Raw genomic sequence first — 26,169 nt, 5'->3', positions numbered from 1 at the left:
GGATCGGGGTCGTTCACCGGCGGCGGAGCGAGGGCAGTCACTCCGCCGCCGGAGTCCTGGCCTAGCGATTCACGGTGTGACGAGCAGTCACGGGGGCGGTTGAACTGCGGACGATGAGGGTCGTCGGCAGCACTTGGGGCTCTTCCGGCATCGGACTGCCGCCGAAGTAGCCCATCAGCATCCGGGCCGCCGCCTGACCCATCTGGCGCATCGGCTGATGCACCGTGGTCAACGGCGGTTCGGTGTGCTGGGCGTAGGGGATGTCGTCGAAGCCGACCACCGACACGTCGTTCGGCACGTTCCGCCCGGTCTCCCGGACGGCCTGGATGGCGCCGCCGGCGGACAGGTCGTTGTGCGCGAAGATCGAGTCGAACCGCAGTCCGGCGTCGAGCGCCTGCTGGACGCCTTTGCGGCCGCAGTCGTGGGTGAAGTCGCCTTCGAACACGAGCCTCGGGTCGAGCTCGATACCGGCCGCCGCGTAGGTGTCGCGGAAACCGTCCAGGCGTTCCTGGGTGCAGCCGAACCAGTCCACGCCGGTGATCACCAGCGGCTGGTGCCGGCCGAGCTCCAGCAGGTGCTGGGCCGCGGCCGCGCCACCGGCGCGGTTGGTGGTGGCGACGGACGGGAAAACAGGTTGCTTGGCCCGGTCGTCGATCAGTACGACGGGTAGGCCGCGCGAGTGCAGTTGCTCGATATAGGCGAGCGTGCCTTCCGGCTCGATCACCAGCAGGCCGTCGAAGGACTGGGCCGAGACCTGGGAGGCGAACTGCTGCATGGATTCCTCACCCCGGTTGCAGGTGAACAGCAGCAGGCCGTAGCCCTCGGACTCGACCACGTCCACGGCGCCCTGCAGTACCTCGCCCATCCAGGGCCAGGTGAGCGAAGGGACCAGCATGCCGACGATCCGGGTCCGGCCGCGGGCCAGTCCGACGGCCCGGGCGCTCGGCACGTAACCGAGCTCCGCGATGACCTGGCGGACCCGCTCGGCGGTGCGCATGTCGAGCTCGCCCTTGCCGTTCAGGACACGGGAAACGGTGGTCTTGCTGACTCCCGCGCGGGCGGCGACGTCGGCGATGGTGATCGACACTTCAGCTCCCCTCGGGCGGTTGGGGTTCATGTTGCCGCGACGTGTCCGGAATGTTCGGAACCGGTTTCGGAAGCGGTTCCGTAGAGTGAAGCCGAGTGAGTCAGCTCACGTCAATCACGGTGCGATAACGAATCAGGACTAAGTTCACGATTTGTAAGAAGTCCTTCGTTGTCTTCGCCCGAGAGCTGCTTCAGGGCCTTCCGGGCCGGGTCTGGTGCATGATGGAGTGTCGGTCGAACAATCGATTTCAGCCGCCGGCCGGCGCAGACCCCGAGGGCGGATCACACAACGATGGATGGACGCCGGACCACTGTGCGCGACATGCGCCGGTCCAACCGCTCCGTGCTGCTGACCAGCATCTACCGCGACGGCCCGCTGAGCCGGTTCGAGCTGGGTCACCAGACCTCGCTGAGCGCCGCGAGCGTGAGCAACCTGGTCGGCGAGCTGCTCGACGAGGGCGTGGTCGAGGAGGCCGGTTCAGTCGAGTCCGATGGCGGCCGGCCGCGCGTGCTGCTTCGGGTCGCCCCGACCTTCGGGTACGTCGTCGGCGCGGAGGTCGGCGAGACGCGGGTCCGGGTCGAGTTGTTCGACCTCGCGATGAAGCAGCTCGCCACGAAGGTCTATCCGATCGAGACGCCCAAGCCGGATCCGGCGCTCGTGGTGAAGTACGTGCTGGCTGGGCTTTCCGAAGTACTGGCTCAGGCTGGGATTGCTCCGGATCGCGTGCTCGGCTTGGGTGTTGCGGTCGCCGGTGTCGTCGAGGGGCCGGCCGATGCTGTCGTGCATGCGCAGACGCTTGGCTGGGATGCGGTGCCGCTGGGTGCGTTGCTCGCGGCCAAGACGGACATCCCGATCCAGGTGGACAACGGCGCCAACACACTCGGCCAGGCCGAGATGTGGTTCGGGGCCGGCCGCGGCGCGACCGATGCTGTGGTCGCGCTGGTTGGGTCCGGGGTCGGGGCCGCGCTTGTCACGGGTGGCACCAGCTATCGCGGCACCCGCAGCAGCGCGGGGGAGTGGGGCCACACCACGATCATGTACGGCGGTCGGCAGTGTCGCTGTGGCTCGGATGGCTGCCTCGAGGCGTACGTCGGTGCCGAAGGTGTACTCGATCGACACCGACTGGCTGGTGGCACTGAGGTTTCGTTCGGGGCTGACGAGGAGGCCGCCTTCATCAGCCTGCTCGACTCGGTCGGCTCGTCCGAGGCGGCGGCGAAGGTGGTCGAGGACACGATCGGCTACCTGGGCGCGGGTTTCGCCAACCTGGTCAACCTGTTCAACCCCGAGCGGATCGTGCTCGGCGGCTGGTCCGGCCTGTTGTTGGGGGAGCGCTACTTGCCCGAACTGCGCGCGGCGACTGCTCGGCACGCACTGCGCCAGCCTTATGCGCAGGTCTCCATCGAGTTGTGCGAGCTCGGTCGCGATGCGGTCGCCATGGGGGCGGCGACGCTTCCGATCCTCCGGCTGCTCCGCGACGGCGGCACCACGTCGCGTGCTCCACGGAACCTCACCGCACGCGCTCGCTGACTTCACCTTTTCTGCCTTCCTGGTTCCGGAGCCCCGTTCGCTATTCCGGGTTCAGGACTTCAACTATGCTTTGAAAAAACCCGCCTACTACCCCTTGGGGGTCACCGATGGTCGAGCTCTCCCCGCTCCGGCAGGACTTCGTCTGGGGTACCGCCACCTCGGCGTACCAGATCGAAGGCGCGATCGACGCCGATGGCCGGCTGCCGTCGATCTGGGACACGTTCTGCCGTGTGCCCGGCGCGATCGACAACGGTGACACCGGTGACGTCGCATGCGATTCGTACCACCGCTGGCCCGAGGACCTCGACCTGATCAAGCAGCTCGGCGTCGACGCGTACCGGTTCTCGATCGCCTGGCCGCGGATCTTCCCGACCGGCTCCGGCGAGGTCAACGAGGCCGGTCTGGCGTACTACGACCGGCTGGTCGACGATTTGCTTGCCAATGGCATCAAACCCTTCGTCACCTTGTACCACTGGGATCTGCCGCAGGCGTTGCAGGATCTCGGCGGCTGGGAGAACCGCGAGACGGCGTACCGGTTCGCGGAGTACGCGGCTGTCGTCGGCGCCCGGCTCGGTGATCGGGTGACCGACTGGGTGACGCTGAACGAGCCGCTGTGCTCGGCCTGGATCGGCCACTGGGAAGGGCGGATGGCGCCCGGGATCAAGGATCCGGCGATCGCGGTGCGCGCGTCGTACAACCTGATGCTTGCCCATGGCCTCGGTGTCGCGGCGTTGCGCGAGTCGGCGCCGAAGCCGCCGTCGATCGGTCTGGTCGTCAACCTGAGTGGGATCGAGCCGGCGTCGACCGCTGCCGCCGACATCCGGGCGGCACAGGTTGCCGACGGCCACATCAACCGCTGGTGGCTCGACCCGCTGTTCGGTCGCGGCTTCCCGGCGGACATGGTCGAGGTCTACGGCGTCGAGCTTCCCGAGCGGCCTGGTGATGCCGAGATCATCGCGGCGCCGACGGACTTCGTCGGGCTGAACTACTACTTCCGGCAGATCGTGAAGGCGGACGAATCCGTTCCTGTGCTGGGATTCAGCCAGGTCCCGGGCCCGAACGTCGCGCACACGATGCTCGACTGGGAGGTCCACCCGGCGGGGCTGGAGGAGCTGATCCTGCGGCTGGCCAAGGAGTACGGCGCCGAGAAGATCTACATCACCGAGAACGGTTCGGCCTGGGTCGACCAGCCTGACGCGGACTTCAACGTCGACGACACCGACCGGACCGCTTACCTGGAAGGCCATCTGGCCGCCTGCGTCCGCGCGGTCGAGCAGGGCGCTCCGCTGGCCGGCTACTTCGCCTGGTCCCTGATGGACAACTTCGAGTGGGCCTACGGTTACGCCCCTCGCTTCGGCCTGTCCTACGTCGACTACCCAACCGGCAAACGCGTCATGAAAACCAGCGGCAAAACCTACACCGACCTCATCAAGACCCACCGCAATCTCGGGGGTTAACCCCTCAAACGCAAGGTTGCCCCACCAGAATCTGGTGGGGCAACCCACCATCTCGGGGGTTAACCCCCGAGATGTGAGCGGTTGGGTGCGGTTGGTGCGGTGGTTACAGGGTCCACTTCTGGGCTGCGGAGCCGTTGCAGGTCCAGATTTGGAGGCGGTTGCCGTTGGCTGGGTTGGCTGATGGGACGTCGACGCACTTGTTGGCCTGGGGATTGACCAGGTCTTGGGCGCCGCTGTACGTGAACTGCTGGGCCGGATTGCCGCTGCAGGTGGCTATCTGGAGTTTGGTGCCCTCGGCGGTACCACCGCCGGCGATGTCCAGGCACTTGCCGAGGGCACGGATCGTGCCGTCACCCGGGCGGGTCCACTGCTGGGCAGCCGATCCGTTGCAGTCGTAGAGCTGTACCGGCGTACCGTCGGCCGAGTTGGCCGCCGCGACGTCCATGCACTTGCCGAGTGCCTTGATCGCGCCGCCGCCGCCACCGCCGCCACCGGAGGTGAGCTGGTTGACGCGGACGTAGTCGATCGTCATCGTCTGCGGCATCTGCGTGCTGCCGTCGGGGTAGCCCGGCCAGTAGCCGCCGACCGCGACGTTCATGATCAGGAAGAACGGGTGGTTGAAGACCCAGGTGTCGCCACCGAGGTCGGCCGCGGTGCGGCGCTGGTACTGGACACCGTCGACGTACCAGGTGATCGCGCCCGGCTCCCAGTCGACCGTGTAGGTGTGGAAGCCGTCGCGGAAGGCCTGGCCGTTGGGGGAGTTGTACGCCGCGCCGATGCCCTCGGCGCCGGAGTAGCCCGGGCCGTGGATGGTGCCGTGCACGGTGTTCGGCTCGCGGCCGATGTTCTCCATGATGTCGATCTCACCGTTGTTCGGCCAGCCGCCGCCCTGGGCGCCGAGCATCCAGAACGCGGGCCAGACCCCTTGGGTGCCAGGGATCTTGATCCGCGCCTCGAACCGCCCGTACGTCTGGGTGAAGGTCTGCGCGGTGAGCAGCCGGGCCGACGTGTACTGGCACGGGCCGTAGTGGCACTGGAAGCCGCCGTTCTCCTGGCGGGCCGTGATCACCAGGTTGCCGGCGCCGTCCTTCGCGGAGTTGCGGGTGCTGTTGGTGTAGTACTGGCGTTCGTCGTTGCCCCAGCCGGAGCCGCCGATGTCGTAGCGCCACTTGCTGGAGTCGGGGGCCTGGCCGGACGGGCCGTCGAAGTTGTCCTCCCAGATGACCGGCCCGACCGCGTTGGCCGCCATCGGCGAAGCCGCCGAGTCGACTGCGGAGGTACCGGCTGTCGCGGGGGACTGGAGCAGAGCGGTGCCGACCAGGGCGGCGCCTGCGGCGAGCAGGGCGGCTGACCGGAACCGGGTACGCGTGAGCCTCATGCGTGCCTCATTTCTCGCGCGGCCGGAGGGGCGTCCGGCCGATGGGGGGCGGGGGCGGACTGTCGCGAGACAGGGTTTCGCTGGGTGGCAGCTTGCTGTGAGAACGCTCTCAGGTCAAGACCACACATAAATATAAGGCGTGAAAAAAGTGGTGCCCTGACGTTGACACGGCTATTCACCGATGGTTATCTCAACCTGACCACCAGTTGCGGCGCGGGCAGACGCCGGTACAAGTGGTCTCCGCCGGGGTTTCGTGCACATCTCCGGCGCCCAGGCACGCACCTCGCGGCACTGGAGAGACATCCACGATGCTCCGCATCGAGGACATCCCTCCAGCACCGCGATGCACGCACCTGGACACCGGAGCTGAAGCACGAAACCCCGGTGGAGACCACTGGGGTCCTACCCGCCCCTGAGAAACCCCTTGAGCAAAAGGGAGATCCGCCCATGTCTCCGAACTGGACCCTCCGTCTCGGCGGTCGTCGCCGGCGGGTGCTGCCGGCCCTTGCCGGGCTCGCGGCCCTGTCCGTGATCGCGACCGGAATCGGGATCAGCAATCCCGAGCCCGCGCACGCGGCCGGCGAACAGGTCAACATCTACCTGACCACCACGAGCGACTCGGCCGGCCAGAACGTCACCCGCGGGCTGCAGCAGCAGACGCCGGTCAACTTCGGCCCGGCCGGTGGCACCGCCAACCAGACGATCACGGTCAACGAGAACACGACGTACCAGTCCTTCGAGGGTGGTGGGGCGTCGTTCGCGGATAGCTCCGCCTGGCTGCTGAACAGCAGCAACACGATCTCGGCGGCGACCCGCAACCAGGTGATGAAGGACCTGTTCGATCCGGTCAACGGGATCGGCCTGGCCTTCATCCGCAACCCGATGGGCGCCTCCGACCTGGCCCGGTTCAACTACTCCTACGACGACACCTGCTGCAACCTGAACGACTTCACCATCAACCACGATCTGGCCGACGTGGTGCCGCTGACCAAGCAGGCCAAGCAGCTCAACCCGGCGGTCAAGGTGATGGGCTCGCCGTGGAGCGCGCCGGCCTGGATGAAGGACAACAACGACTTCGTCCACCGCGGCTGGCTGAAGGCCGAGTACTACCCGATGTACGCCCAGTACTTCGTCAAGTACATCCAGCAGAACGAGGCCCAGGGCAACCACATCGACTACGTCTCGGTGCAGAACGAGCCGACCTGCTGTGGTACCGACAGCACCGGCTACGCGTCGATGAACTGGAACGGCTCGGGCCTGCTCGAGTTCACCAAGAACCACCTGTTCCCGGCGCTGCACGCGGCCGGGCTGTCCACCAAGGTGCTGGTGCTCGACTACAACTGGGGCAACTACAACGACCTCGGCTCGGTACCGCTGGCCGACGCGACGCTGCGCAACGACCCGAACTTCGGCGGCATCGCCTGGCACGGGTACGGCGGCGACGTGAACCTGCAGACCCAGATCCACAACCAGTACCCGAACGTGAACGCCTATATGACCGAGCACTCGGGTGGTACCTGGATCCCGAACCAGCAGGTCGAGGACATGAACAACCTGATCGACTACACCCGCAACTACGACAAGTCGTGGGTGAAGTGGGGCCTCGCGCTGGACGAGAACCACCTGCCGTTCGTGGGCTCCGGCTGCAACGTCTGCACCGGCCTCGTCACCGTGCACCGCAACGACGGCCAGGCCGGCCAGGTCACCAAGACGGTCGAGTACTACACGATGGGCCACCTGACCAAGTTCGTGAAGCCGGGCGCGCTGCGGATCGACTCGACCGCGAACGCCTCGGTCAAGAACGTCGCCTGGAAGAACCCCGACGGCTCGAAGTCGCTGATCGCCTTCAATACCACCGGTGGCAACCAGTCGGTCCGGGTCAACTGGGGCAGCCAGTCCTTCACCTACACACTGCCCACCAAGACCTCGGCGACCTTCACCTGGTCCGGTACGCAGGGTGGTGGCGGTACGGGTGGCCAGATCACCGGCCTGGCCGGCAAGTGCATCGACGTGGCCGGCGCCAACCCGGCGGACGGTACTGCGGTCAACCTGTACGACTGCAACGGCAGCGCTGCCCAGCAGTGGAGCCGGCCTGGTGACGGCACCCTCCGCGCCCTCGGCAAGTGCCTCGACGTCGCCAGCGGCTCGACCGCCAACGGTGCCCAGACACAGCTCTGGACCTGCAACGGCAGTGGCGCCCAGCAATGGAACTACGCGAACAACGACCTGACGAATCCACAGGCGAACAAGTGCCTGGATGTGACCGGCAACAGCTCGGCCAATGGGACCCGATTGCAGATCTGGTCCTGCACCGGGGCGGCCAACCAGAAGTGGACCATCTCCTAGCCGGTAGTCACTGACACCGGCTCGACCGACGCGGTGTCCGCACGGGGACACCTGCTGCAGCACGACCGCCACCGCGCCCCCGGTGGCGGTCGCGTTGCGTTCCGGGGTGCTTGACTCTCCGGTAGGCGGAGGGTGGAGGGTTGCCTCATGACGGCGTCGGTGACGATTGGTGAGTTCTCCAGGCTCACGCATCTGAGCGTGAAGACCTTGCATCACTACCACGAGATCGGCCTGCTGGCGCCCGCGCGGATCGACGCATCGTCGGGCTATCGGCGGTACGAGACAACGCAGGTCCCGGTGGCCCAGTTGATCCGGCGGCTGCGCGATCTGCAGATGCCGCTGGCTCAGGTGCGCGCCGTGGTCGAGGCGCCTGACGTCCAGACCCGCGACCAGACGTTGAGGTTGCATCTGGATCAGATGGAGCGCGAGCTGGCCCAGACGCGAGATGTGGTCGCCTCGCTGCGGTCGATGCTGACTCTGCCGGTCGGCGAGTTGGCGGTCGAGTACCGGTTCGTACCGGCGTTCCGGGCGTACGCGGTCACTGATCGGGTTGATCGCGACTCGATCGACGACTGGTGTGCGTCGACCTTCGGTCTGCTGGGGGAGATCGCTGGCCGGCAGGGCATCAACGCGACCGCCGGCGCGACGTACGGGGACGAGTTCTTCACCGAGGATGTCGGTGAGGTGGTCGGCTTCCTGCCGGTAGCGCCGGATCAGCCGGCGATCGATCGCGTCGCGCTGGTCGACTTGCCGGCGAGCTATTTCGCGATCACCCGGCACGACGGGCCGTTCAAGGACTTCGACCGGACCTATGGCGCGCTCGGCAGCCACGTCGCGGAGTACTGCGAGGTCGCTGCCGGGCCGATTCGCGAGCTGTATCTCGTCGGGCCGGGGGACGGCGTCGACGAGACCGAGTTCCGTACCGAGATCTGCTGGCCGATCCAGCGGATCCCCACTCCGAAAGGCTGAACCACCATGTCCATCACTCTCGAACACGTCGTCTTCGACTGCAAGAACGCCGCCGAACTGGCCGGCTTCTGGGCCGGCGTGCTCAACTCCTCAGTGGATGCTGAGGGCAACGAATTCTTCGCGACCGTGAACAAGGCGGCCGACGGACCGGCGCTGATGTTCATCCAGGTCCCCGAGGACCGGGCCGGCAAGAACCGCCTGCACATCGACTTCGCCACCACCGGCTGGGCCGACGAGGTCGACCGCATCGTCGGCCTCGGCGCCAAGCGGGTCGGCGAGTTCGACGAGTACGGCGCCCACTGGGTCACCCTCGCCGACCCCGAAGGCAACGTCTTCGACCTCGCCGAATCCAAGTGAACTGACTAGTCGAGCGGTTGGTACCGGCGGCCGTCGGTAGTGGCTTGATCCAGGTCGACCAGGTCGTTGAGGAGGGCTCGGGCCTTGGGGGTTGGCCAGCGGAAGGCTCGGGCCAGGTCGACGGGGGCTGTGTCGAGCATGGTGTCGAGGTAGTGGCGGGCTGCCTCGCGGTGGTCGGTGCGGCCGCCGACGTCGAACTGTTCGCAGGTGAGGGTGAGGAGTGCGGCGGGCCAGCCGGTGCCTTGCTCCTCGATGCCGGCGGTGGTGACGAGCAGGTTCTTCTGGAGTTCGCCGATCGCGCGCTGGTACTTGTTCTTGTCGCCGAGCAGGGCGCGGAGGGTGGCGCTGGAGAGCGGCTCGACGGCCAGGGCCTCGGCTAGCTCGTGGGCTGCGGGTGACAGGTCCAGGTGCTCGTGGTCGTCCAGCTCGCCGTCGCCTGGGTAGAGGGCGGCGAGCAGGCTCGGGGAGAGGAAGGAGCCTCGGCCGTTGAGGAAGGCGCCGTACCAGGCGAGGCCGCGGCGGGGGAGTTCGTCCTTCCAGCTCCAGACCTTCTGCTCGTTGTCGTTCATGCCGCCGGCGAACGGCTCCTCGTCCTCGCCCGCCACGGCCTCCCAGAGGGATGGGCCGAGCGGTTTCTGAGCGGGGAAGAGCAGGGCGAAGCCGACGTCGTCGACGAACTTGCCTGCGCGGCCGACCGAGCCCACCCGGCGACCGCGCACCCACCACCGCTCGCCGCGAGCCGCTGCCAGCAGGTCGTCGGGCTGTCCGTCTGAAGTCCTCGCGCGCGCCATCTGGACAGTCAATCATCGGGCACCGACAGTTCGGACTCGATTTGGGAACGCTCCCACCGAGCTATTGACAGTGGTCTACGTCACCCCGATGCTCTTGGGAGCGCTCCCAGATGGAGCGCCCTGAGCAACTAGGAGGGGTCAGGCGATGAGCCAGACGAAGCGGTTCCTGGCGGTCACGGTGGCTGCCGTGACGGCCATGAGCATGGTCGGGGCATGCAGCAAGAACACGGACACCAAGCCGGCGGCGGACGGCCAGGTCAATCTCGTGGTCGACACGTTCGGGGACTTCGGCTACAAGGCGCTGGTCGCGCAGTACCAGACCGACCACCCGAACGTGAAGGTCGAGCTGCGCAGTGTGCAGAAGCTCGACGACTACAAGCCCAAGCTCACCCAGTACCTCGCGGCCGGGACCGGCGCCGGGGACGTGGTGGCGCTCGAGGAGGGCATTCTCAACGAGTTCAAGACCCAGCCGCAGAACTTCGTCAACCTGCTCGACCAGGGCGCGGCCGACCAGCAGGCGAACTTCCTGCCGTGGAAGTGGGAGCTGGGCAGGGTCGGCGCCGACGGGCCGCTGATCGGGCTCGGTACCGACGTCGGCGGGCTGGCCGTCTGCTACCGCAAGGACCTGTTCGCGAAGGCGAAGCTGCCGACCGACCGGGAGGCGGTGTCGAAGCTGTGGCCGACCTGGGACGAGTTCATCACCACCGGCAAGAAGTTCACCGCGGCCAACACCGGCGCCAAGGGCTTCGTCGACTCGGTCACCACCAGCTTCAGCGCGATGTTGTCGCAGGCCGGCGACACCAACTTCTACGACCGTGACAACAAGCTGATCGCGGACTCCAACCCGGTCGTGCGGCAGGCCTGGGACACCTCGATGAAGATGGTCTCGGAGGGTGTCAGCGCCAAGATCGCCACCTGGTCGAAGGACTGGGAGGCCGGCTTCAAGAACGGCAGCTTCGCGGTCACCATGTGCCCGTCGTGGATGCTCGGGATCATCAAGACCAACTCCGGCGCCGCGAACGCCGGCAAGTGGGACGTGGCCGCGGTACCTGGTGGGGGCGGCAACTGGGGCGGTTCCTGGCTGGCCGTGCCCACCCAGAGCAAGCACCCCAAGGAGGCCTACGAACTGGCCAAGTTCCTGACCAGCCCGGAAGGTCAGGTCGCCGCCTTCAAGGAGGCTGGTCCGCTGCCGTCATCGCCGAAGGCGCTGGACGACCCCGCGTTCCTGGCACTGACGAACGACTACTTCTCCAACGCCCCGGTCGGCAAGATCTTCGGCGAGGGCGCCAAGTCGCTGAAGCCGGTCGTCCTCGGCCCGAAGCACCAGGCCGTCAAGGAGCGGGCCTTCGAGCCGGCCATGCAGGCGGTCGAACAGGGCAAGCTCACCCCCGACAAGGCTTGGCAGCAAGCACTGAAGAGCGCTGTCAAAGAGGCGAAGTGACCTCTTCCAGCGTCATCCGGTCGTCGGCGGCAGCGCGTGCCGCCGACGGCCGGGTTCCCTGGCGCTCCCGGCTGACCCGCGCGGACATGAAGTACGCGCCGTACTTCTTCATCGCGCCGTTCTTCGTCCTGTTCCTCGTCTTCGGGGCGTTCCCGCTGGTCTACACCGGCTGGGTGTCGCTGCACGACTGGCACCTGATCGGTGACCACACCTTCGTCTGGTTCGACAACTACACCGCGCTGTTCTCGGATCCGGACTTCTGGAACGCGCTGAAGAACACGGTCGGCATCTTCGTGCTGGCGACCGTCCCGCAACTGCTGATGGCGCTGTCGGTGGCCAACCTGCTGAACCGCAAGATCCGCGCGCGCACCTTCTTCCGGATGGGGGTGTTGATCCCGAACGTCACCTCGGTGGCGGCGGTCGGCATCGTCTTCGGCCAGCTGTTCGCCCGCGACGTCGGCCTGGTCAACTACGTGATCACAGCCTTCGGCCTGGACGCGGTGGACTGGCAGGCCAACTGGTGGTCCAGCTGGATCGCGATCGCCGTGATGGTCGACTGGCGCTGGACCGGCTACAACACGCTGATCCTGCTCGGGGCGATGCAGGCGATCCCCAAGGACCTGTACGAGTCGGCGTCGCTGGACGGCGCCGCACCCTGGCAGCAGTTCTGGCGGATCACCGTGCCGTTGCTGCGCCCGACGCTCGTGTTCACCGTCATCATCTCCACGATCGGCGGCCTGCAGTTGTTCACCGAGCCGGTGATCTTCGGCAACGGGAGGATGCTCGGCGGCACGCTGGGCCAGTTCCAGACGGTCACCATGTACATGTACGAGACGGCGTTCCAGCGCTTCCAGTACGGCTACGGCGCCGCCATCGCGTGGTCGCTGTTCGGGCTGATCGTGGTGTTCTCGCTGATCAACCTGCTGATCGTCCGGCGGGCCGCGCGGTGAGCGCGATGAAAGCCGCGTCGGTCCGGCTGTGGCGCACCAGCCCGTTGACGTACCTGGCGCTGATCGTCGCCTGCGCGTTGTCGCTCTTCCCGATCTACTGGATGGTCGTCGTGGCCACCCGGTCCAACGACGTCATCAACGATGTACCGCCACCGCTGCTCCCGGGCGGTGAGCTCGCCGCGAACGTCGGCCGGGTGTTCGCGAACGAGCACGCGGCGTTCGCCTACGGGCTGGTGAACTCGGTGGTGGTCTCCAGCGTGGTGACCGTCTCGGTGGTCTTCTTCTCCACCCTGGCCGGTTTCGCGTTCGCGAAATTGCGGTTCCGCGGCCGCAACGGTCTGCTGCTGGTGATCGTCGGCACGATGATGGTGCCGGTCCAGCTCGGCCTGATCCCGCTGTACATGCTGATGGTGAAGATCGGCTGGAACGGTCACCTGCAAGCGGTGATCGTGCCGTTCCTGGTGAGTGGTTTCGGCGTCTTCATGATGCGCCAGTACGCCGCCGAGGCGATCTCCGACGAGTTGGTGGAGGCCGCCCGGGTGGACGGCTGCTCGACCTTCCGGATCTACTGGAACGTCGTGCTGCCCGTACTGCGGCCCGCCGCGGCCGTCCTCGGTCTGCTGACCTTCATGCAGACCTGGAACGAGTTCATCTGGCCGTACGCTGTCCTCGACGCGAACACCCCGACCGTTCAGTTGTCGCTCAGCCTGCTGGCGACGGCGTACTACACCGACTACGCGCAGGTCTTCGCGGCGACGGCGCTGGCCACGCTGCCCCTGTTCGCGGTGTTCATCCTGTTCGGCCGCCAGATCATCGGCGGCATCATGGAAGGTTCGATCAAGTCGTGACAACTGACAGCCAGACCGAGCCCGGTACCGGACTGGAGTTCCCCACCGGGTTCCTGTTCGGCGCCGCCACCGCCGCCTACCAGGTGGAGGGCGCGGCGACCGCTGACGGGCGTGGGCCCTCGATCTGGGACACCTTCTCGCACACGCCCGGCCGGGTGCTGGGCGGTGAGACCGGCGACGTCGCGATCGAGCACTACCACCGGTACCGCGACGACGTCGCCTTGATGGCTGACCTCGGTCTGCAGGCCTACCGCTTCTCGATCGCCTGGCCGAGGGTCCAGCCGAGCGGTCGCGGCGCACTCAACCAGGCGGGCGTCGACTTCTACTCGCGGCTGGTCGACGAACTGCTCGCCGCCGGTATCGAGCCCTGGCCGACCCTGTACCACTGGGATCTGCCCCAACCGCTGGAGGATGCAGGCGGCTGGCCCGAGCGGGACACGGCGGAGCGGTTCGCGGACTACGCGGGCGCCATCGCCGCAGTACTGGGCGACCGGGTCCGGCAGTGGACGACGCTGAACGAACCCTGGTGTTCGGCCTTCCTGGGCTACGGCTCGGGCGTGCACGCACCTGGTCGTCAGGATCCGGCCGCGGCTGTTCGCGCCGGGCATCACCTGATGCTCGGGCACGGCCTGGCCGCCGGCCTGCTCCGGTCCGCCGGGCATCAGGTCGGCGTGACCATCAACCTGTACGACGTAGTACCGGCCAGTGAGCGGGCGATCGACCTGGACGCGGCCCGGCGGATCGACGGACTGCAGAACCGCTTCTTCCTCGACCCGGTCCTGCGCGGGTCCTATCCGGCGGATGTGATCGCGGATCTCGCGCCGGTGACCGACTTCGCGCACGTACGGGACGGGGACCTGGCGGTGATCTCCACCCCGCTCGACTTCCTGGGCGTGAACTACTACACCCGCCATGTGGTGACGGGTGAGCCGACCGATGGCGACGACGGTCATGGGGGCGGGGACGGCACCAGCGGCTCGCCCTGGCCCGGCAGTGCGCAGGTGGGCTTCCTGAAGGGAGATCTGCCGGTCACCGCGATGGGATGGGAGATCCACGCCGAGGGGCTCACCAGCGTCCTCGAACGGGTCGCCCGGGAGTATCCGGCGGTACCGCTCTATGTCACCGAGAACGGTGCGGCGTTCGCGGACGCGCCCGATGCGGACGGTCTGGTCCGCGATCCCGACCGGATCGGCTACCTGGACGGCCATCTGCGGGCCTGCCGGGCGGCGATCGACGCAGGAGTCCCGTTGCAGGGCTACTTCTGCTGGTCGCTGTTCGACAACTTCGAGTGGTCCTGGGGATACTCGCGGCGGTTCGGCCTGGTCCATGTCGACTACGAGACGCAGACACGGACACCGAAGAGCAGCGCGTATTGGTACAGCGATCTGATCCGAGGCAGGCTAGCAACATGACCGAACCCCGTCCCACCATCGAAACCGTCGCAGCAAGGGCGGGGGTGGGGCGGGGGACCGCTTCGCGCGTGGTCAACGGGTCGTCCCAGGTCAGCCCGGCGGCCCGGGCGGCGGTGCTGAAGGCGATCGACGAGTTGGGCTACGTCCCGAACCGGGCGGCTCGCAATCTGGTCACCAGGCGGACCGATTGTGTGGCCCTGGTGATCTCCGAACCGGGTGAGCGGCTCTTCACCGAGCCGTACTTCGCCGGCGTGGTCCGTGGGATCAGCTCGGCGATGGCCCAGACCCAGTTGCAGTTGTGGCTGTCGATGGTGCAGAGCGAGACCGAGCGTGAGCGCGCCGGCCGCTTCCTGACCAGGGAACACGTCGACGGGGTGCTGATGCTCTCGCAGCATGCGGACGATCCCTTGCCGGCCCAGGTCCGGGCCGGTGGACTGCCGTTGGTGCTGTGCGGGCGGCCACTCACCGGCCCGGACAACCGCCCGGTCGGCGACATTCCCTTCGTCGACGCGGACAACGCGACCGGCGGGCGGCAGGCCGCGCAGTACCTGGTGGATCAGGGCCGTCAGCGAGTCGCTTGCATCGCAGGTCCGCAGGACATGTCCGCCGGAGTGGCGCGACTGCTGGGGTTCCGCCAGGTCATCGGCGAGGACTTGGTCGAGTACGGAGACTTCAGTGAGGAGAGCGGCGCGAAGGCGATGGTGGCCCTGCTGGATCGGGCGCCTGGGCTGGACGCTGTTTTCGCGGCCTCGGACCCGATGGCCTTCGGGGCCATGCGGGTGCTGAAGGCCGCCGGCCGGCGGATTCCGGAGGACGTGGCCGTGATCGGGTTCGATGGCTCGCCGGGTGGTCGGCACTCCGACCCGCCACTCACCTCTGTGTTCCAGCCGACCGAGGAGATGGGCCGCGAGATGACCCGGCTGCTGCTGGCTCAGCTGAGCGGTGACCAGCCTGCGGAGACTCAGGTCATCGTCGAGACCAGGCTGGAGCTTCGCGGCAGCGCCTGAGTGGGGTTTTTCTGGCTCTGTACGGTGGAAGGGCCGAGGAAATGACCCCATGACCCCGACGAACCAGGTGTTGATGATGAGCGCGCTTGCGCAGGAGCCGACCGGTGGTGTGGCCGGGTGGGCCACGGATTTGATGGAGAAGCTGGGGGCTCCCGGCGCGGGGCTCGCGGTGGCGCTGGAGAATCTGTTCCCGCCACTGCCGAGCGAGGTGATCCTGCCGTTGGCGGGGTTTGCGGCCAATCGCGGTGATCTCGGGTTGGTCAGTGCGATCTTGTTCACCACGCTTGGGTCGGTGGTGGGGGCGCTCGCTCTGTACGGCGTGGGCGCCGGGCTGGGTCGGGAGCGGACGCGCGGGCTGGCGGCGCGGCTTCCGCTGGTCAAGGTGGAGGACGTCGACAAGGCGGAGGAGTGGTTCAACCGGCATGGCGCCAAGGCGGTGCTGATCGGGCGGTTGGTGCCGGTGGTACGCAGTCTGATCTCCGTGCCGGCCGGGGTGGAGCGGATGCGGGTGTCGTTGTTCCTCGCGTTGACGGCGCTCGGGAGTGCGGTGTGGAACTCGGCGTTGATCCTCGCGGGGTATGCGCTGGGCGAGAAATGGCATGTCGTGGAGTCGTCGGTGGGGGTGCTGCAATACGTCGTACTGGCTGGGGCTGCTGCGGCGGTGACTTGGTTCGTGGTTGTCAAGGTGCGGGCCAAACGTTCACCAGTTGAGAAAGTCAAGTAGCTCGCTCGACTTTGGTTAGGCTCGAGATCTCACTGCCGAACCTTCCAGGAGTTGGGTCCCGATGCCCTCAACCGTCTTCGAGCCGCGGATCGTGCCCGACCCGCCGGTCTGGCCGCAATCCGTTGTCACCGTGGTGGGGAATCCGAAGGCGGGGTCGCGGACGGCGGCGGCTGCCGCGTCTGTGGCTGAGTTGCTTGCTTCTGAGCTCGGTACGCCGTACCGGATCGACGAGCTCGTTGACCTCGTCACGTTCGCGCCGGCCATCTTCCAGGGGGAGAACGCTGCGGAGGCGGATCGGGAGGCGCTGGACAGTGCGATCGAGCTGGTCTCGTCGGCTTCGGTGATCGTGCTGGCTACTCCTGTGTACAAGGGCAGCTATACGGGGTTGTTGAAGAGCTTCCTCGACGTACTGCCGCATCTGGCGCTGGCTGGGTCGGTCGTCGTGCCGGTCACTGTGTCGGCGGCACCCAGCCACAAGCTGCTGGCTGATCTGCACCTCCGCCCGGTCCTCGCCGAACTCGGCGCCAGTGTGCCGACGCCGCCGGTCGCGTTGGAGGAGAAGGACTTCGAGGACCTCCAGCTGCCGGTTTCGGCCTGGCTCCGTCACGCTGGTCTGGTCCAAGCAACCACGATCGCTCTCCAGCCAGTGGCCGAGCCGACTCCCGCCAAATAACCCCACCCGCACCGCACCGCGCTGCGCGGTGCGGTGCGGTGCGGGAGAGCGGCGCGAGGCCGCGGCGGCGGTGAACATTTCGGGGGTTAACCCCCGAGGTTGTGGGTTACCCCACCGGGTTCTGGTGGGGCAACCCACAACTTGAGGGGTTAACCACTCAAATGGTGGCGGCTTGGGTGGGAGGGGCGACTGGGGCCCCAGACGGTGTGTCTGGGGACCCCAGTTCCTGGCCGAGGGGGACGCGTGGGGTCAGTCGGCGCGTGCGGCGGCCTCGGCAGGTCGGGTGGTGAGGGTTTTCGTGGCTGGGATCAGGGTGGAGAGCATTGTCAGGGCGAAGGCGATTCCGATGATGACGAGGTAGATCCAGATGGGGCCTGTGGGAGTCGCCGAGGTGGAGACGGCTGAGGCGTAGGGGAGGAGGGTGGCTAGGGCTACCAGGGTGCCTAGGACTATGCCGGAGAGGGCTACCAGGACGCCTTCTGTGGCCAGCATTCTGAGGACTTGGTTGCGGGTGGAACCGGTTAGGCGTTGGAGGCCGAATTCGCGGCGGCGGCGGACCGTGGCGGACGCCAGGGTGTTGACTACTGAGACTGCGGTGTAGGCGATGAGCATGCCTACCAGGAGATAGTTGATCCAGGCTTGGGTTTGCAGGTCTTCGCTGTTGCCGGCGATCAGGGCGTCGCGATCAGCTACCTGTACGCCGGGAGTCGCGGCCGCGAGGTTGGCCAGAGCCGGGCCGATTGAGGCGCCGGGCTCGGAGCGGATGAGGATCTGCGGGGCCAGGCGGTTGGTGGTGTGGGCGGCGACGAGGTCAGCCGGGAGGACGATGCTTTCGTAGCCTCGTTCGGCGGCGAAGGTCGCGACCACCTTGAGTTCCACGGGGGTGCCGTCGCCCAGCGTCATCTTGATCGACGTGCCGACCGGGCGCTGGATCTTGTTGGCTACCAGGTCGGGGAGGGCGACCGTGTTGCCGGTGAGGCCCTCGAGTGAGCCGGTGGTCAGGCGTACCGGCGCAGTACCGTCCGAGCCCTGAGGTGAGACGCCTTGCAAGAGCGCGCCGTCCTCGTCGAAGGGAGCATGGCGCGGCTCGTCGATGACTCCGGTGCTGGTGACGTACGCGGAAGCACTCGCCACACCCTTCAGCGCTTGGACTTTGGGGAGCAGAGACGGCGACAGGCCCGACGCGGTCGAGACCAGTACCGCATCGGCGCGCAGGTCCTTGGTGAAGGCCTTCGCGGCCGCGTCCACGTTGGTGGTCTGCATGTAGATGTTGGCGGTGGCGATCCCAACCGCGAGCATGACCGGCATGACCGCAGCTGACATGGCGACCGATCGCGCCGTGACGTTGAGGATTGCGAGCCGGCCGTTGACCCGACTCACCAGGTAGAGCGGCCAGCGGAGGATGGCGAGGATCAGCTTGGTGACCAGCGGGCCGAGTACTGCCAGGCCGATCGCCCAGCACAGCACGGCAGGCCCAGCAGTCGCGCCGGCCAGCGGACCGCTCATCACGGAAGCCGTCACGATCATCAGCGCGAGACCGCCGCCGACGAACAGCATGCCGATCACCAGCCGTACCCAGCTGAACCACTTGGTCTGCAGCGACGACTCGACTAGCGCCTCGACCGGCCGGATCTTGGCCGACCGCCGAGAGGCCATCAACGCCGCACCAACCGCAGCCAGTACTGCGGCTCCCGCGCCGGCAGCGAAGGGGATCAGCCCTTGGTAGAAGGTCACATCAGGCGACGCCACCCCGTTCTTCGAGAGCTGATCGAAGAGGAAGCGCCCGAGTAACGCACCCGGAATCACCCCGGCCAGTACTGCGGGCAGCGACACCAGCATCGCCTCGCCCAGGATCATCCGCCGGACCTGACCGGGAGTCGTCCCGATGCTGCGCAGCAACGCGAACTCGCGCTGCCGGTGCTGGGCGGCCAGCGCCAGCGTCGAGGCGACGACGAACATCATCGTCATCGTGGCGATGCCGCCGAACGAGCCGGCCACCGAGATCAGCGTGACCTTTTTGGCCGCGGCGTCCGGGTGCTCGACCTCACCCCGGTCGAGACCGGACAGCGCGGAGACGTCGGCGGTCTTCTCGATCTGCTTGCGCAGGGCCTTGAGATCGGTGCCAGGGGCAACGAGTACGCCGAGGGAGGAGAACTGACCGGGCTGACCGGCGAGACGGCTCGCGTCGTCGTCGGAGAAGAAGGTGTTGCCGGCCGGCCCGGAGGCGATGCCGTCGACGGTGAAGGCGGTTTGCTGGCCACCGACCAGCAGGTTCACCTTGCCGCCGAGCTTCGCGTGCAGATCCCGCGCGGTCGTTGCGTCTAGGACGACGCCGCCGGTGCGAGGCGCAGTACCGGAGGTGAGGTGGAAGGGGGCCAGCGCGGCGGCTGACCAGTTGTGGCCCTCGCCTTTGGTGAAGCCTTGGCCTTGGGGGACCGGGGCGGGGAAGGTGTGGTCGCCGATGACGTCGGTGACGCCTTGCAGGGAACGGATCTTGGCGGCGACCGAGTCGTCGATGCCAACCTGTTCGGTGAGGTGAGTGGTGTCTTCCTCGCCCGGTCGCAGGTGGGTGAGTTTGCCGGTGACAACGATCGGCGCTGCGGCCAGTCGCTCAGGGGCGACGTTGGAGCGGATGCCGGTCTCCATCAGGCCACCGCAGGCGAGCACGATGGCCGTACCGAAGATGACGGCGACGAAGGTCGCGATGAAGCCGCCCTTGCGGTAGCGCAGGGTGCGGACGGCTAAGCGCATCATCGTCCGACCCCGGCTGCTTCGTGGGAGGTGCGGGCCGCTTGGGCGGCGCGGGCTGCGCGGGCGCCGAGGTGGGTGAGGCGGTCGGCTACCTGCTCGGCGGTCGGCGAGAGCAGCCCGCCGGCCAGTACGCCGTCGGCGAGGAAGACCACCTGGTCGGCGTACGAGGCGGCGACCGGGTCGTGGGTGACCATGACGACGGTCTGGCCCTGGGTGCGGACCGGCTCGCGGAGCAGGTCGAGGACGTCGGCGGCGGTCTGGGTGTCCAGTGCGCCGGTCGGCTCGTCGGCGAAGATCACTGCGGGGCGGGCGACCAGGGCGCGGGCGATGGCGACGCGTTGCTGCTGTCCACCGGACAGTTCACCCGGGCGGCTCCTGTGCTTGCCGCTGAGGCCTACGCGGTCCAGTACTTCGCGGACGGCGGCCTTGTTGGTGCGGCGGCCGTCGAGTTCCTGCGGCAGCGTGACGTTCTGCCAGACCGTCAGGGCCGGCAGCAGGTTGAAGGACTGGAAGACGAAGCCGATCCGCTCGCGGCGCAGCTCGGTGAGCTGTCGCTCGTTCAGGCCGGCCAGCGGTACGTCGTCGATCGCGACCGTGCCGGAGGTCGGCCGGTCGAGTCCTGCCGCGCAGTGCAGAAAGGTACTCTTGCCGGAGCCCGATGGGCCCATGACGGCGGTGAAGGTGCCGCGCTCGAAGCTGATGGTGACACCGTCCAGCGCGGTGACGGCGTTGCCGCCCTTGCCGTAGACCCGGCGGACGTCCTGCAGTACCACCGAGTGGTTCGATCTGGTGATTTGATCCTTCTTGCGCCTCATGGCTGACCCCTTGTAGCTGTCCCGACTGACGAGATCGACGCTACGGAGACGCGGACGCCGTCCCCAGGGAGTTGGGCAGCCTCCGGGGGTAGTGCTAGGTCCCCTCTTTGCGGAGGAGGTAGTCGCGGAAGCCTGCCTGCAGTTGGTGGACGAGCGGCTCGGTCCAGTCGGTGCCGTCGGCGCTGAAGTGGCCGGTGAGGATGCCGTCCGTTCTAGTGCGGACACGGATCGCCAGGGCGTCAGCCAGGCCGGTGTCCTTGGGGCCGGCGGCTGTGGTCACCTCTGCTCTGACTGTGCCGAAGGTGAAGCCTGCGGGCCATTGCTGGGGGACGTACTCGAAGAAGGGCGTGCGCTGTGCGTCCGGGATCGTTGCGTAGATCGCTGAGGCTGGGTAGCGGGCGTAGCGGCTGCATCCAACTACGGCGTCTCGTACTGCGGCAATGTCGGCGCTGACTCGGGGGATGGCTAGGTATGAGGGGACGATGCAGGGACCGAGTAGGTGCTGCCAGGCGGGGCGGTCTCGCTTGCCGAAGAGGGTGGTGAAGGCCAGGGTGTCGCCGGGGCCGACGTGGGGGTCCATGCCGTGGGCGAGTGCGGCTAGGTAGGTGACTAGCGGGGTGCTTCGATGCTGCTTGGTCAGTGCTTCGACGGCGGCAACCTCTTGGGTGCTCAGCAGGTCGTCGCGGAAGGCCAGGGCGCTGGCGGGCGGGGCGGAGGCGGGCGGGGCTGGCGGCTGCGGCTGCGGCTGGGGTGAGACCTTGGCGTCTCGGACTCGTGAGTGCCACCAGGCGGCGGCTTCGGTGCTGGTACGGCGTACCTGGTCGGCTTCTGCTGTTGTGTAGTCGGCGTACTGCGCGGCTGGCGGCGGTAGCTCTTGGTGGGTGTAGACGGCGGCTAGCTCGGTCAGTGTTTCCCACAGGGTTACTGGGTCGGAGACCATGTGGTGGAGGTGCAGCGCGAGTTGGTTGCCGGCTACGCGCAGTCTGATTGGCCGGGCGATGTCTACCGGCGCATGCGAGCCGACCTCGTCTGCAACCTCCAGCACTGAGCGGGGCTCGGGGTGGATGAGTTGGAGCCGGTCGCTGCAGACCTCTGTGCGCAGTACCTCATGGCGTTGCTGCAACTGGTGGAAAGCATCAGCAAGGCGGCCGGTGTCTAGCTCGCCGTCCAGCGTCAGCACTGCGTTCATCGTGAACCAGGGACCCTTGGCGAAGCCGGGACGCCGCTCATCCATCTCCAGCGCGAACGTCTGCCACAGCGAGGTTGGGTGAGTCACAGGAGCGCCTGGGAGTAGTCGGGGACGTCTGCTGCGACCAGTGCTTCGTGCAGGTCCTCCAGTACTTCCACCGCGAACCCCTTCTGCTGCCACTGCTCGAACGAGATGCCGAAGCCCAGCTCGATCCACAGGTCGGCATTGCGCTGCTCATGCGCGCCGAACGGCTCCAGCAAGACAGTTGGCGTCGCAGACCACAGTGAGTCGAGCAGCGTGCCACCACCTGGTTTGCTCACTGTCGCCAGCGCCTGGCGGCACAGGTCGAAGGAGCCGTGATGTCCGGTTCGCTGGTGGAAGGTGCTCGGTTGCCCGGCTAGTACCTCACCGAAGGGTGGATAGCCGTCGTCGAGCCACGGGTGCCACTCCGGGTCGATCATGAAGTAGCGCACGCCCGTGGTGGAGAGATCCCGGTCCTCGTACGCGACTACGTCCAGCTGGAAGCCTGCCTGGAGTAGATCGTCGGCCCGCTCGCGGTAGGTGCCCATGCCCCAGCCGCCGCCGTGCACGAGCAGCCGCTGGTCCCTATCTCGCCACGGCACCGGCTTGTCCCGGCTGACCGGGATGCTGCAGGGGATGGTCAGATTGTCGGCGTCGGCCAGCCAGATGTGCTGCACAGGCAGCGTGGTCGGCCCGGCCTTGTCGAACGACGGCGACTGGACCGAATCCACGTGGCACACGTCCACTGGCACTTCGCCGTACTGCGCGACGTACCGCTCGACCAGTGGCAACCAGAAGCCGGAGAAGACCACGAAGCGGGTCACACCCCGCGCATGCCAGCCGTCGAGCAGTGCGGCGACAGCGGCCTCTTCGGTGGAGACAGAGGCGTCGCGGGCGAGCTTTTGGCCGGCCAGTGCGATCCGGAAGTCGCGGTGGAAGGCCTGCTTCGAGCGGGCGGTGGTGGCGAGCGTCTCGGGTGGCATGAGGCGCTCGAGCACGGAGACGTTCGCCGGACGGCCCTGCTCCTTCAGGCGGTCGGCGAGCAGCAGACCGGGGACGTGGACGCCGAGGGCGACGCCGGAGGTGAGGATCTCGATCACAGCTGATCCAGGTCCTTGTTCAAGTGCAGCAGGATCAACTTCACCATCGCTTCGCGGTCCGGTCCCGCGTAGCCGCGAGGCGTCCCCTCGATCAGCATGATCAGGTAGAGGTAGACCCGGTAAAGAACGAGAGTCTCGCCCAGCTCCAGTTCGCCGTACCCGGCCAGCAGGTCGGGATCCGGCGCGGAGCGGAACAAGGTCAGCGAGGCGAACTCGGCGACCGGATCACCCCAGAACGCGCGCTCCCCGTCGATCACCCCGGTGATCCGCCCGTCCTCGACGAGGATGTTGCCGTCCCACAGATCGAAGTGGATCAACCGCGGAGTCCGTACCTCGTCCAGCAACTCGAGGCGGCTGAGGACGAGTTGCCGGAGCTGCTCGGCAGGCCGCGGCAGCTCCACCGCGAAGCGGCTCGCATCGGCGAGGACATCGTCGACCATCGACAAGAACGCCGCGCTCCAGGTCGCCACCAAACCGTTCTGGGGATAGCCGAACGCCGTACCGGTCACCTCGTGAAGCGTCGACACGATGCGGCCCAGCTCCCGCTGAAGCGCGGCTCGCTCGTTGGCCGGCACGCCTTGCATCGTCGTACCGGGGAGTGCCGTCATCAACAGGTAGTCCTCGCCGATGTGCACGACCTCGGGCACCGGCGCCTTGCCGCGAGCTGCATGGTAGAACAGGGCCTCGGTGTGGATCAGGTCGTGTTCGTGGCTCAGTACCGGCGCGGCCGGGTCGGGGGAGACCTTCAGGATCAGGTCGGAGCCGATCAGGTAGACGGTGTTGTACGTCCCCTCGGTCAGCTCGGTGACCTCGCCGCTGGGGTCGACGCCGGCTTCTTCCAGGACCTGCGTGATGGCCGCGCGGTCGAGTTGGCGCTTGTTGCTCATCTGTTGTCCTTGCGGCGCAGGGCGTCGGAGTAGAGCTGCTCCATCAACGTGATCCGCGGGGTGGCCGCGTCCAGGTCGTCGGAGGTGCTGTCGAGGATACGGGTGAGCTGGCGTTCGTAGTACGAGACTGCTGGGAAGCCGATCACCTGGCGGTCGCCGTCGGTGGGGGTGACGATCAGGTTGAGCGGTACGGCGCCGGCGACCGGGCGGAGGAAGTTCCGCAGCTTGACCGTCGCGCGTTCGAAGGTGAAGACGTGGTCGGAGATGTGCTGCTCGCCGAGGTCCGCGGTCAGGGTCGCCTCGACACCCGTTGCCCAGCGCAACGAAGCCTCGAAGGAGCGGTCGACGCCGTTGGGGCCGTCGAAACTCGACCTGCCCTCGACGCTCGTCGGGTCCAGTCCGATCGTTGCCTGGACGGCCTGTAGCCAGTAGCTCGCGGCGTCGAAGAAGATGCCGCCGCCGAGCTCCGGCCGATCGCGATACCCGCCAGCAGCCGGTACTGCGAACCTGACGCTGGTGTGCGCCTTGATCAACGGACCATAGGTCTCGGCGTGAATGAAGTCGTGGACCGTCTGCTGCCACGGGTGGTCCATGGTCGCGACGGCCTCGAAGATCTTCACGTCCGTGGCGGCGAAGGACAGCTCGGCCAGCTCCTCGGCGGTGAGGCAGAGCGGCTTCTCGACGATCACGTGCTTGCCGGCCACGGCGGCCCGGACCGCCCAGCGGTGGTGGGCGGAGTTGTGCAGGGAGATGTAGACGGCATCGATCGACGGATCGGCGAGCAGCGCCGAGTAGTTCTCGTGCACGACCGGGATCTCGTGCCGGCTGGCGTATTCCTTGGCGCGGACGGGATCGCTCGCGGCGACTGCTCTGACGCCGGCGCCCTGCCGCAGCAGAGTGCGTTCGGCGATCCCGGTGGCTCCGATCAAGCCGATCTCAAGCGGCATCGGTCATCCCTCGTGGTGTCAGGCCGGCCGAGATCACGTCGGTCAGCAGGCGTTGCCGCCATCGGTGGATCTCACCGGCGGCACAGAAGATGGCGACGTGGACCCGCCCGCCGGGGGACGCCAGGGTGCTCCCGTTGAGCACCGTGACGCCGGGTTGTGCGGTTCCGGCGTACCGGATGTTGCCGAAGGCCCCGATCAGGTTCTCGACGGACTCGCCGGGGGCGAGGTTGAGTTCGAGTTGCCAGAGGTGGCCGGTGAGGCCGTGCTCCCTGGCCTGGCGGTCGAGGCGGATGGCGAGCATGCCGAGCGACTGCCTGGCGTTGATCTCCAGGACGGGGATCACGGTGCCGTCGTCGAGCAGCATCGAGTCGATCCCGACCGGACCCCAGTAGCCCGCCTCGGTGAGCGCGGGCATCACCTCGGCCACGGCTTCGGCGTACCAGCCCTGGTCGATCAGTGACGGACTGGCCGGACTGGAGCCGAAGTGACGGAAGCCGCGGTTCGTCATCTGCTGGACGCCGAGGAACTCCCAGCTGCCGTCGCGGTCGAGGTGGAAGTGGCCGGAGAAATCGTGTTGCTTGCGGAACTTCTCCTGGACGACGAGCTCGACCCGCAGACCGTTGTCGACCTGTTTACGGAGGACTCGCTCGATCGCCTTGAGCACACCGGGGGAGCTTGCCTCAAGCAACGCCCGGCCGGAGACGCCGTACGGGTCCTTGATCAAGGCTTTGAAATCGAGGGCTATGACGGCGTCGACGAGTTCGTCGGTGCTGCGGACGACCTGGCCGGCGCCTGGTAGTCCGAGCCGCCGGACCAGGTCGTCGGACCATGTCTTGGAGTTGACCTGGGCAACTACTTCCGGTGCTGGCAGCAACTGTTCTGCCAGCGTCCAGGTCTCCGGCAGGACGGCGTACGGGGCGATGGTGGAGCCGTGGATCTGGCTCATGATCGCCTGGTCGGCCAGGACGTGCTGCTCGATCGGGCCCGGCCCGGGATCGCCGAGGGCCAGATGATCGAACTGCAATCCCATACCTGCAAGGCTTTCCTGTACCACCGTCGACATCGGACGTCTGGTGATCAGCAGGTCGCCGGGGTCGCAGAAACCGGCGAGCAGCTCGTCCATGGCGTCGACGGCGGGGTCGTTGCCGCCGCCGATCGCCGGGAGCGCGGCCAGGTCGGTCGGGCGCCATCTTGACTCGGCGTCGAACGTGCCTAGCCGCACCACGAGTGGATCAGTCATCGAACCGGGGCCGCCAGGTTGGCGACGAAAGTACTGAACTGACGGACCGAGCGGAGGTCGTCCAGCTGGAGGTTCGGGTAGTCGAGTTCGAGGTCGAACTCGTCCTCGATCGCCAGCAGGAAGGTGATGGTCTGCAGGGAGTCGAGACCGTACTGCTCGACCAGGTCGGCCTCGGGACCGATCTCGCCGGCGGTGATGCCGTTGTCCAGGACCGTCGCCAGCACGTTCTTGACGCGTTCTTCGATCTCCACC

At 67.3% G+C, this 26,169-nt stretch carries 23 protein-coding genes; 12 read left to right on the top strand and 11 right to left on the bottom strand.

The window, feature by feature from the left end:
• Positions 1–61 precede the first annotated feature (61 nt).
• Complete coding sequence (locus OHA70_RS01090) at positions 62–1,087, bottom strand: LacI family DNA-binding transcriptional regulator (RefSeq protein ID WP_328327496.1); 1,026 nt, start codon at positions 1,085–1,087, stop codon at positions 62–64.
• Between the two features lie 321 nt (positions 1,088–1,408).
• Between OHA70_RS01090 and OHA70_RS01085 the strand changes: the two genes are divergently transcribed.
• Together OHA70_RS01085 and OHA70_RS01080 are read left to right on the top strand one after the other, a co-directional pair.
• The gene (locus OHA70_RS01085) at positions 1,409–2,614 is read left to right on the top strand and encodes an ROK family protein (protein WP_328327494.1); all 1,206 of its coding nucleotides are present in this window, start codon (positions 1,409–1,411) and stop codon (positions 2,612–2,614) included.
• Positions 2,615–2,721: 107 nt separating this feature from the next.
• Positions 2,722–4,071 carry a GH1 family beta-glucosidase gene (locus OHA70_RS01080; protein WP_328327492.1) on the top strand — a complete coding sequence of 450 codons (1,350 nt, stop codon included), beginning with the start codon at positions 2,722–2,724 and terminating at the stop codon, positions 4,069–4,071.
• A 103-nt stretch (positions 4,072–4,174) separates the two neighbouring features.
• Here OHA70_RS01080 and OHA70_RS01075 read toward each other — a convergent pair whose 3' ends face one another.
• Positions 4,175–5,449 carry a family 16 glycosylhydrolase gene (locus tag OHA70_RS01075; RefSeq protein ID WP_328327489.1) on the bottom strand — a complete coding sequence of 425 codons (1,275 nt, stop codon included), beginning with the start codon at positions 5,447–5,449 and terminating at the stop codon, positions 4,175–4,177.
• A 447-nt stretch (positions 5,450–5,896) separates the two neighbouring features.
• Here OHA70_RS01075 and OHA70_RS01070 point away from each other — a divergent pair, with 447 nt between their 5' ends.
• From OHA70_RS01070 to OHA70_RS01060, 3 genes are all read left to right on the top strand, one after another.
• Positions 5,897–7,795 carry a ricin-type beta-trefoil lectin domain protein gene (locus OHA70_RS01070; protein WP_328327487.1) on the top strand — a complete coding sequence of 633 codons (1,899 nt, stop codon included), beginning with the start codon at positions 5,897–5,899 and terminating at the stop codon, positions 7,793–7,795.
• A 147-nt stretch (positions 7,796–7,942) separates the two neighbouring features.
• Positions 7,943–8,764, top strand: a complete 822-nt coding sequence (locus tag OHA70_RS01065; RefSeq protein WP_328327486.1) for a MerR family transcriptional regulator — start codon at positions 7,943–7,945, stop codon at positions 8,762–8,764.
• A gap of 6 nt (positions 8,765–8,770) precedes the next feature.
• Entirely contained in the window at positions 8,771–9,121 is a 351-nt protein-coding gene (locus OHA70_RS01060; RefSeq protein WP_328327484.1) for a VOC family protein, read from the top strand.
• A 5-nt stretch (positions 9,122–9,126) separates the two neighbouring features.
• On the opposite strand, the gene OHA70_RS01055 is transcribed toward OHA70_RS01060, so the two are convergent.
• Complete coding sequence (locus tag OHA70_RS01055; RefSeq protein ID WP_328327482.1) at positions 9,127–9,912, bottom strand: AlkZ-related protein; 786 nt, start codon at positions 9,910–9,912, stop codon at positions 9,127–9,129.
• A gap of 145 nt (positions 9,913–10,057) precedes the next feature.
• On the opposite strand from OHA70_RS01055, the gene OHA70_RS01050 reads away from it, so the two are divergent.
• The 7 genes from OHA70_RS01050 to OHA70_RS01020 all read left to right on the top strand — a co-directional run bounded on the left by OHA70_RS01050 (position 10,058) and on the right by OHA70_RS01020 (position 16,967).
• Positions 10,058–11,353 carry an ABC transporter substrate-binding protein gene (locus OHA70_RS01050; protein WP_328327480.1) on the top strand — a complete coding sequence of 432 codons (1,296 nt, stop codon included), beginning with the start codon at positions 10,058–10,060 and terminating at the stop codon, positions 11,351–11,353.
• Positions 11,350–12,303 carry a carbohydrate ABC transporter permease gene (locus tag OHA70_RS01045; RefSeq protein ID WP_328327478.1) on the top strand — a complete coding sequence of 318 codons (954 nt, stop codon included), beginning with the start codon at positions 11,350–11,352 and terminating at the stop codon, positions 12,301–12,303. The genes OHA70_RS01050 and OHA70_RS01045 overlap by 4 nt, the downstream gene beginning before the upstream one ends.
• A gap of 5 nt (positions 12,304–12,308) precedes the next feature.
• Complete coding sequence (locus tag OHA70_RS01040; protein WP_328327476.1) at positions 12,309–13,151, top strand: carbohydrate ABC transporter permease; 843 nt, start codon at positions 12,309–12,311, stop codon at positions 13,149–13,151.
• Complete coding sequence (locus OHA70_RS01035; RefSeq protein WP_328327474.1) at positions 13,148–14,563, top strand: GH1 family beta-glucosidase; 1,416 nt, start codon at positions 13,148–13,150, stop codon at positions 14,561–14,563. The genes OHA70_RS01040 and OHA70_RS01035 overlap by 4 nt, the downstream gene beginning before the upstream one ends.
• Positions 14,560–15,570 carry a LacI family DNA-binding transcriptional regulator gene (locus tag OHA70_RS01030; protein WP_328327472.1) on the top strand — a complete coding sequence of 337 codons (1,011 nt, stop codon included), beginning with the start codon at positions 14,560–14,562 and terminating at the stop codon, positions 15,568–15,570. The genes OHA70_RS01035 and OHA70_RS01030 overlap by 4 nt, the downstream gene beginning before the upstream one ends.
• A 49-nt stretch (positions 15,571–15,619) precedes the next feature.
• Complete coding sequence (locus tag OHA70_RS01025) at positions 15,620–16,294, top strand: DedA family protein (protein WP_328327471.1); 675 nt, start codon at positions 15,620–15,622, stop codon at positions 16,292–16,294.
• Positions 16,295–16,355: 61 nt separating this feature from the next.
• Positions 16,356–16,967: an NADPH-dependent FMN reductase gene (locus OHA70_RS01020; protein WP_328327469.1), complete on the top strand. Its 612-nt coding sequence runs from the start codon at positions 16,356–16,358 to the stop codon at positions 16,965–16,967.
• A gap of 249 nt (positions 16,968–17,216) precedes the next feature.
• Here the strand turns inward: OHA70_RS01020 and OHA70_RS01015 are convergent, their stop codons facing one another.
• The 8 genes from OHA70_RS01015 to OHA70_RS00980 form a co-directional block, all read right to left on the bottom strand.
• Positions 17,217–19,721, bottom strand: coding sequence for an ABC transporter permease (locus OHA70_RS01015; RefSeq protein ID WP_328327467.1), 2,505 nt, complete (start codon positions 19,719–19,721; stop codon positions 17,217–17,219).
• Positions 19,718–20,533, bottom strand: coding sequence for an ABC transporter ATP-binding protein (locus OHA70_RS01010; protein ID WP_328327465.1), 816 nt, complete (start codon positions 20,531–20,533; stop codon positions 19,718–19,720). Before OHA70_RS01010 ends, OHA70_RS01015 begins: the two co-directional genes overlap by 4 nt.
• Before the next feature lie 94 nt (positions 20,534–20,627).
• The gene (locus tag OHA70_RS01005; RefSeq protein WP_328327463.1) at positions 20,628–21,809 is read right to left on the bottom strand and encodes a hypothetical protein; all 1,182 of its coding nucleotides are present in this window, start codon (positions 21,807–21,809) and stop codon (positions 20,628–20,630) included.
• Positions 21,806–22,843 carry a hypothetical protein gene (locus OHA70_RS01000; protein WP_328327461.1) on the bottom strand — a complete coding sequence of 346 codons (1,038 nt, stop codon included), beginning with the start codon at positions 22,841–22,843 and terminating at the stop codon, positions 21,806–21,808. The genes OHA70_RS01005 and OHA70_RS01000 overlap by 4 nt, the downstream gene beginning before the upstream one ends.
• A complete protein-coding gene (locus OHA70_RS00995; RefSeq protein ID WP_328327459.1) occupies positions 22,840–23,730 on the bottom strand; it encodes a phosphotransferase family protein in 891 nt (296 codons plus the stop codon). Before OHA70_RS00995 ends, OHA70_RS01000 begins: the two co-directional genes overlap by 4 nt.
• Positions 23,727–24,677, bottom strand: coding sequence for a Gfo/Idh/MocA family protein (locus OHA70_RS00990; protein ID WP_328327457.1), 951 nt, complete (start codon positions 24,675–24,677; stop codon positions 23,727–23,729). Before OHA70_RS00990 ends, OHA70_RS00995 begins: the two co-directional genes overlap by 4 nt.
• The gene (locus OHA70_RS00985; protein ID WP_328327455.1) at positions 24,667–25,917 is read right to left on the bottom strand and encodes a hypothetical protein; all 1,251 of its coding nucleotides are present in this window, start codon (positions 25,915–25,917) and stop codon (positions 24,667–24,669) included. Before OHA70_RS00985 ends, OHA70_RS00990 begins: the two co-directional genes overlap by 11 nt.
• On the bottom strand, positions 25,914–26,168 hold the full coding sequence (locus OHA70_RS00980; protein WP_328327453.1) for an acyl carrier protein: 255 nt from the start codon (positions 26,166–26,168) through the stop codon (positions 25,914–25,916). Before OHA70_RS00980 ends, OHA70_RS00985 begins: the two co-directional genes overlap by 4 nt.
• Between the last annotated feature and the right edge of the window lies 1 nt (position 26,169).

This window comes from Kribbella sp. NBC_00382 (genome assembly GCF_036067295.1).
GTDB lineage: Bacteria > Actinomycetota > Actinomycetes > Propionibacteriales > Kribbellaceae > Kribbella.
Note: the sequence above shows the minus strand (reverse complement) of the source record. Positions and strands in the feature narration are given on the sequence as shown.

Excerpts from the sequence above, each read along its gene's own strand:
- OHA70_RS01040 (WP_328327476.1), top strand. The coding sequence starts at position 12,309 with ATGAAAGCCGCGTCGGTCCGGCTGTGGCGCACCAGCCCGTTGACGTAC.
- OHA70_RS01015 (WP_328327467.1), bottom strand. The coding sequence starts at position 19,721 with ATGATGCGCTTAGCCGTCCGCACCCTGCGCTACCGCAAGGGCGGCTTC.
- OHA70_RS00985 (WP_328327455.1), bottom strand. The coding sequence starts at position 25,917 with ATGACTGATCCACTCGTGGTGCGGCTAGGCACGTTCGACGCCGAGTCA.
- OHA70_RS01020 (WP_328327469.1), top strand. The coding sequence starts at position 16,356 with ATGCCCTCAACCGTCTTCGAGCCGCGGATCGTGCCCGACCCGCCGGTC.
- OHA70_RS01060 (WP_328327484.1), top strand. The coding sequence starts at position 8,771 with ATGTCCATCACTCTCGAACACGTCGTCTTCGACTGCAAGAACGCCGCC.
- OHA70_RS01070 (WP_328327487.1), top strand. The coding sequence starts at position 5,897 with ATGTCTCCGAACTGGACCCTCCGTCTCGGCGGTCGTCGCCGGCGGGTG.
- OHA70_RS01010 (WP_328327465.1), bottom strand. The coding sequence starts at position 20,533 with ATGAGGCGCAAGAAGGATCAAATCACCAGATCGAACCACTCGGTGGTA.
- OHA70_RS00990 (WP_328327457.1), bottom strand. The coding sequence starts at position 24,677 with ATGCCGCTTGAGATCGGCTTGATCGGAGCCACCGGGATCGCCGAACGC.
- OHA70_RS01065 (WP_328327486.1), top strand. The coding sequence starts at position 7,943 with ATGACGGCGTCGGTGACGATTGGTGAGTTCTCCAGGCTCACGCATCTG.
- OHA70_RS00995 (WP_328327459.1), bottom strand. The coding sequence starts at position 23,730 with ATGAGCAACAAGCGCCAACTCGACCGCGCGGCCATCACGCAGGTCCTG.
- OHA70_RS01050 (WP_328327480.1), top strand. The coding sequence starts at position 10,058 with ATGAGCCAGACGAAGCGGTTCCTGGCGGTCACGGTGGCTGCCGTGACG.
- OHA70_RS01030 (WP_328327472.1), top strand. The coding sequence starts at position 14,560 with ATGACCGAACCCCGTCCCACCATCGAAACCGTCGCAGCAAGGGCGGGG.
- OHA70_RS01025 (WP_328327471.1), top strand. The coding sequence starts at position 15,620 with ATGACCCCGACGAACCAGGTGTTGATGATGAGCGCGCTTGCGCAGGAG.
- OHA70_RS01075 (WP_328327489.1), bottom strand. The coding sequence starts at position 5,449 with ATGAGGCTCACGCGTACCCGGTTCCGGTCAGCCGCCCTGCTCGCCGCA.
- OHA70_RS01085 (WP_328327494.1), top strand. The coding sequence starts at position 1,409 with ATGCGCCGGTCCAACCGCTCCGTGCTGCTGACCAGCATCTACCGCGAC.
- OHA70_RS01055 (WP_328327482.1), bottom strand. The coding sequence starts at position 9,912 with ATGGCGCGCGCGAGGACTTCAGACGGACAGCCCGACGACCTGCTGGCA.
- OHA70_RS01080 (WP_328327492.1), top strand. The coding sequence starts at position 2,722 with ATGGTCGAGCTCTCCCCGCTCCGGCAGGACTTCGTCTGGGGTACCGCC.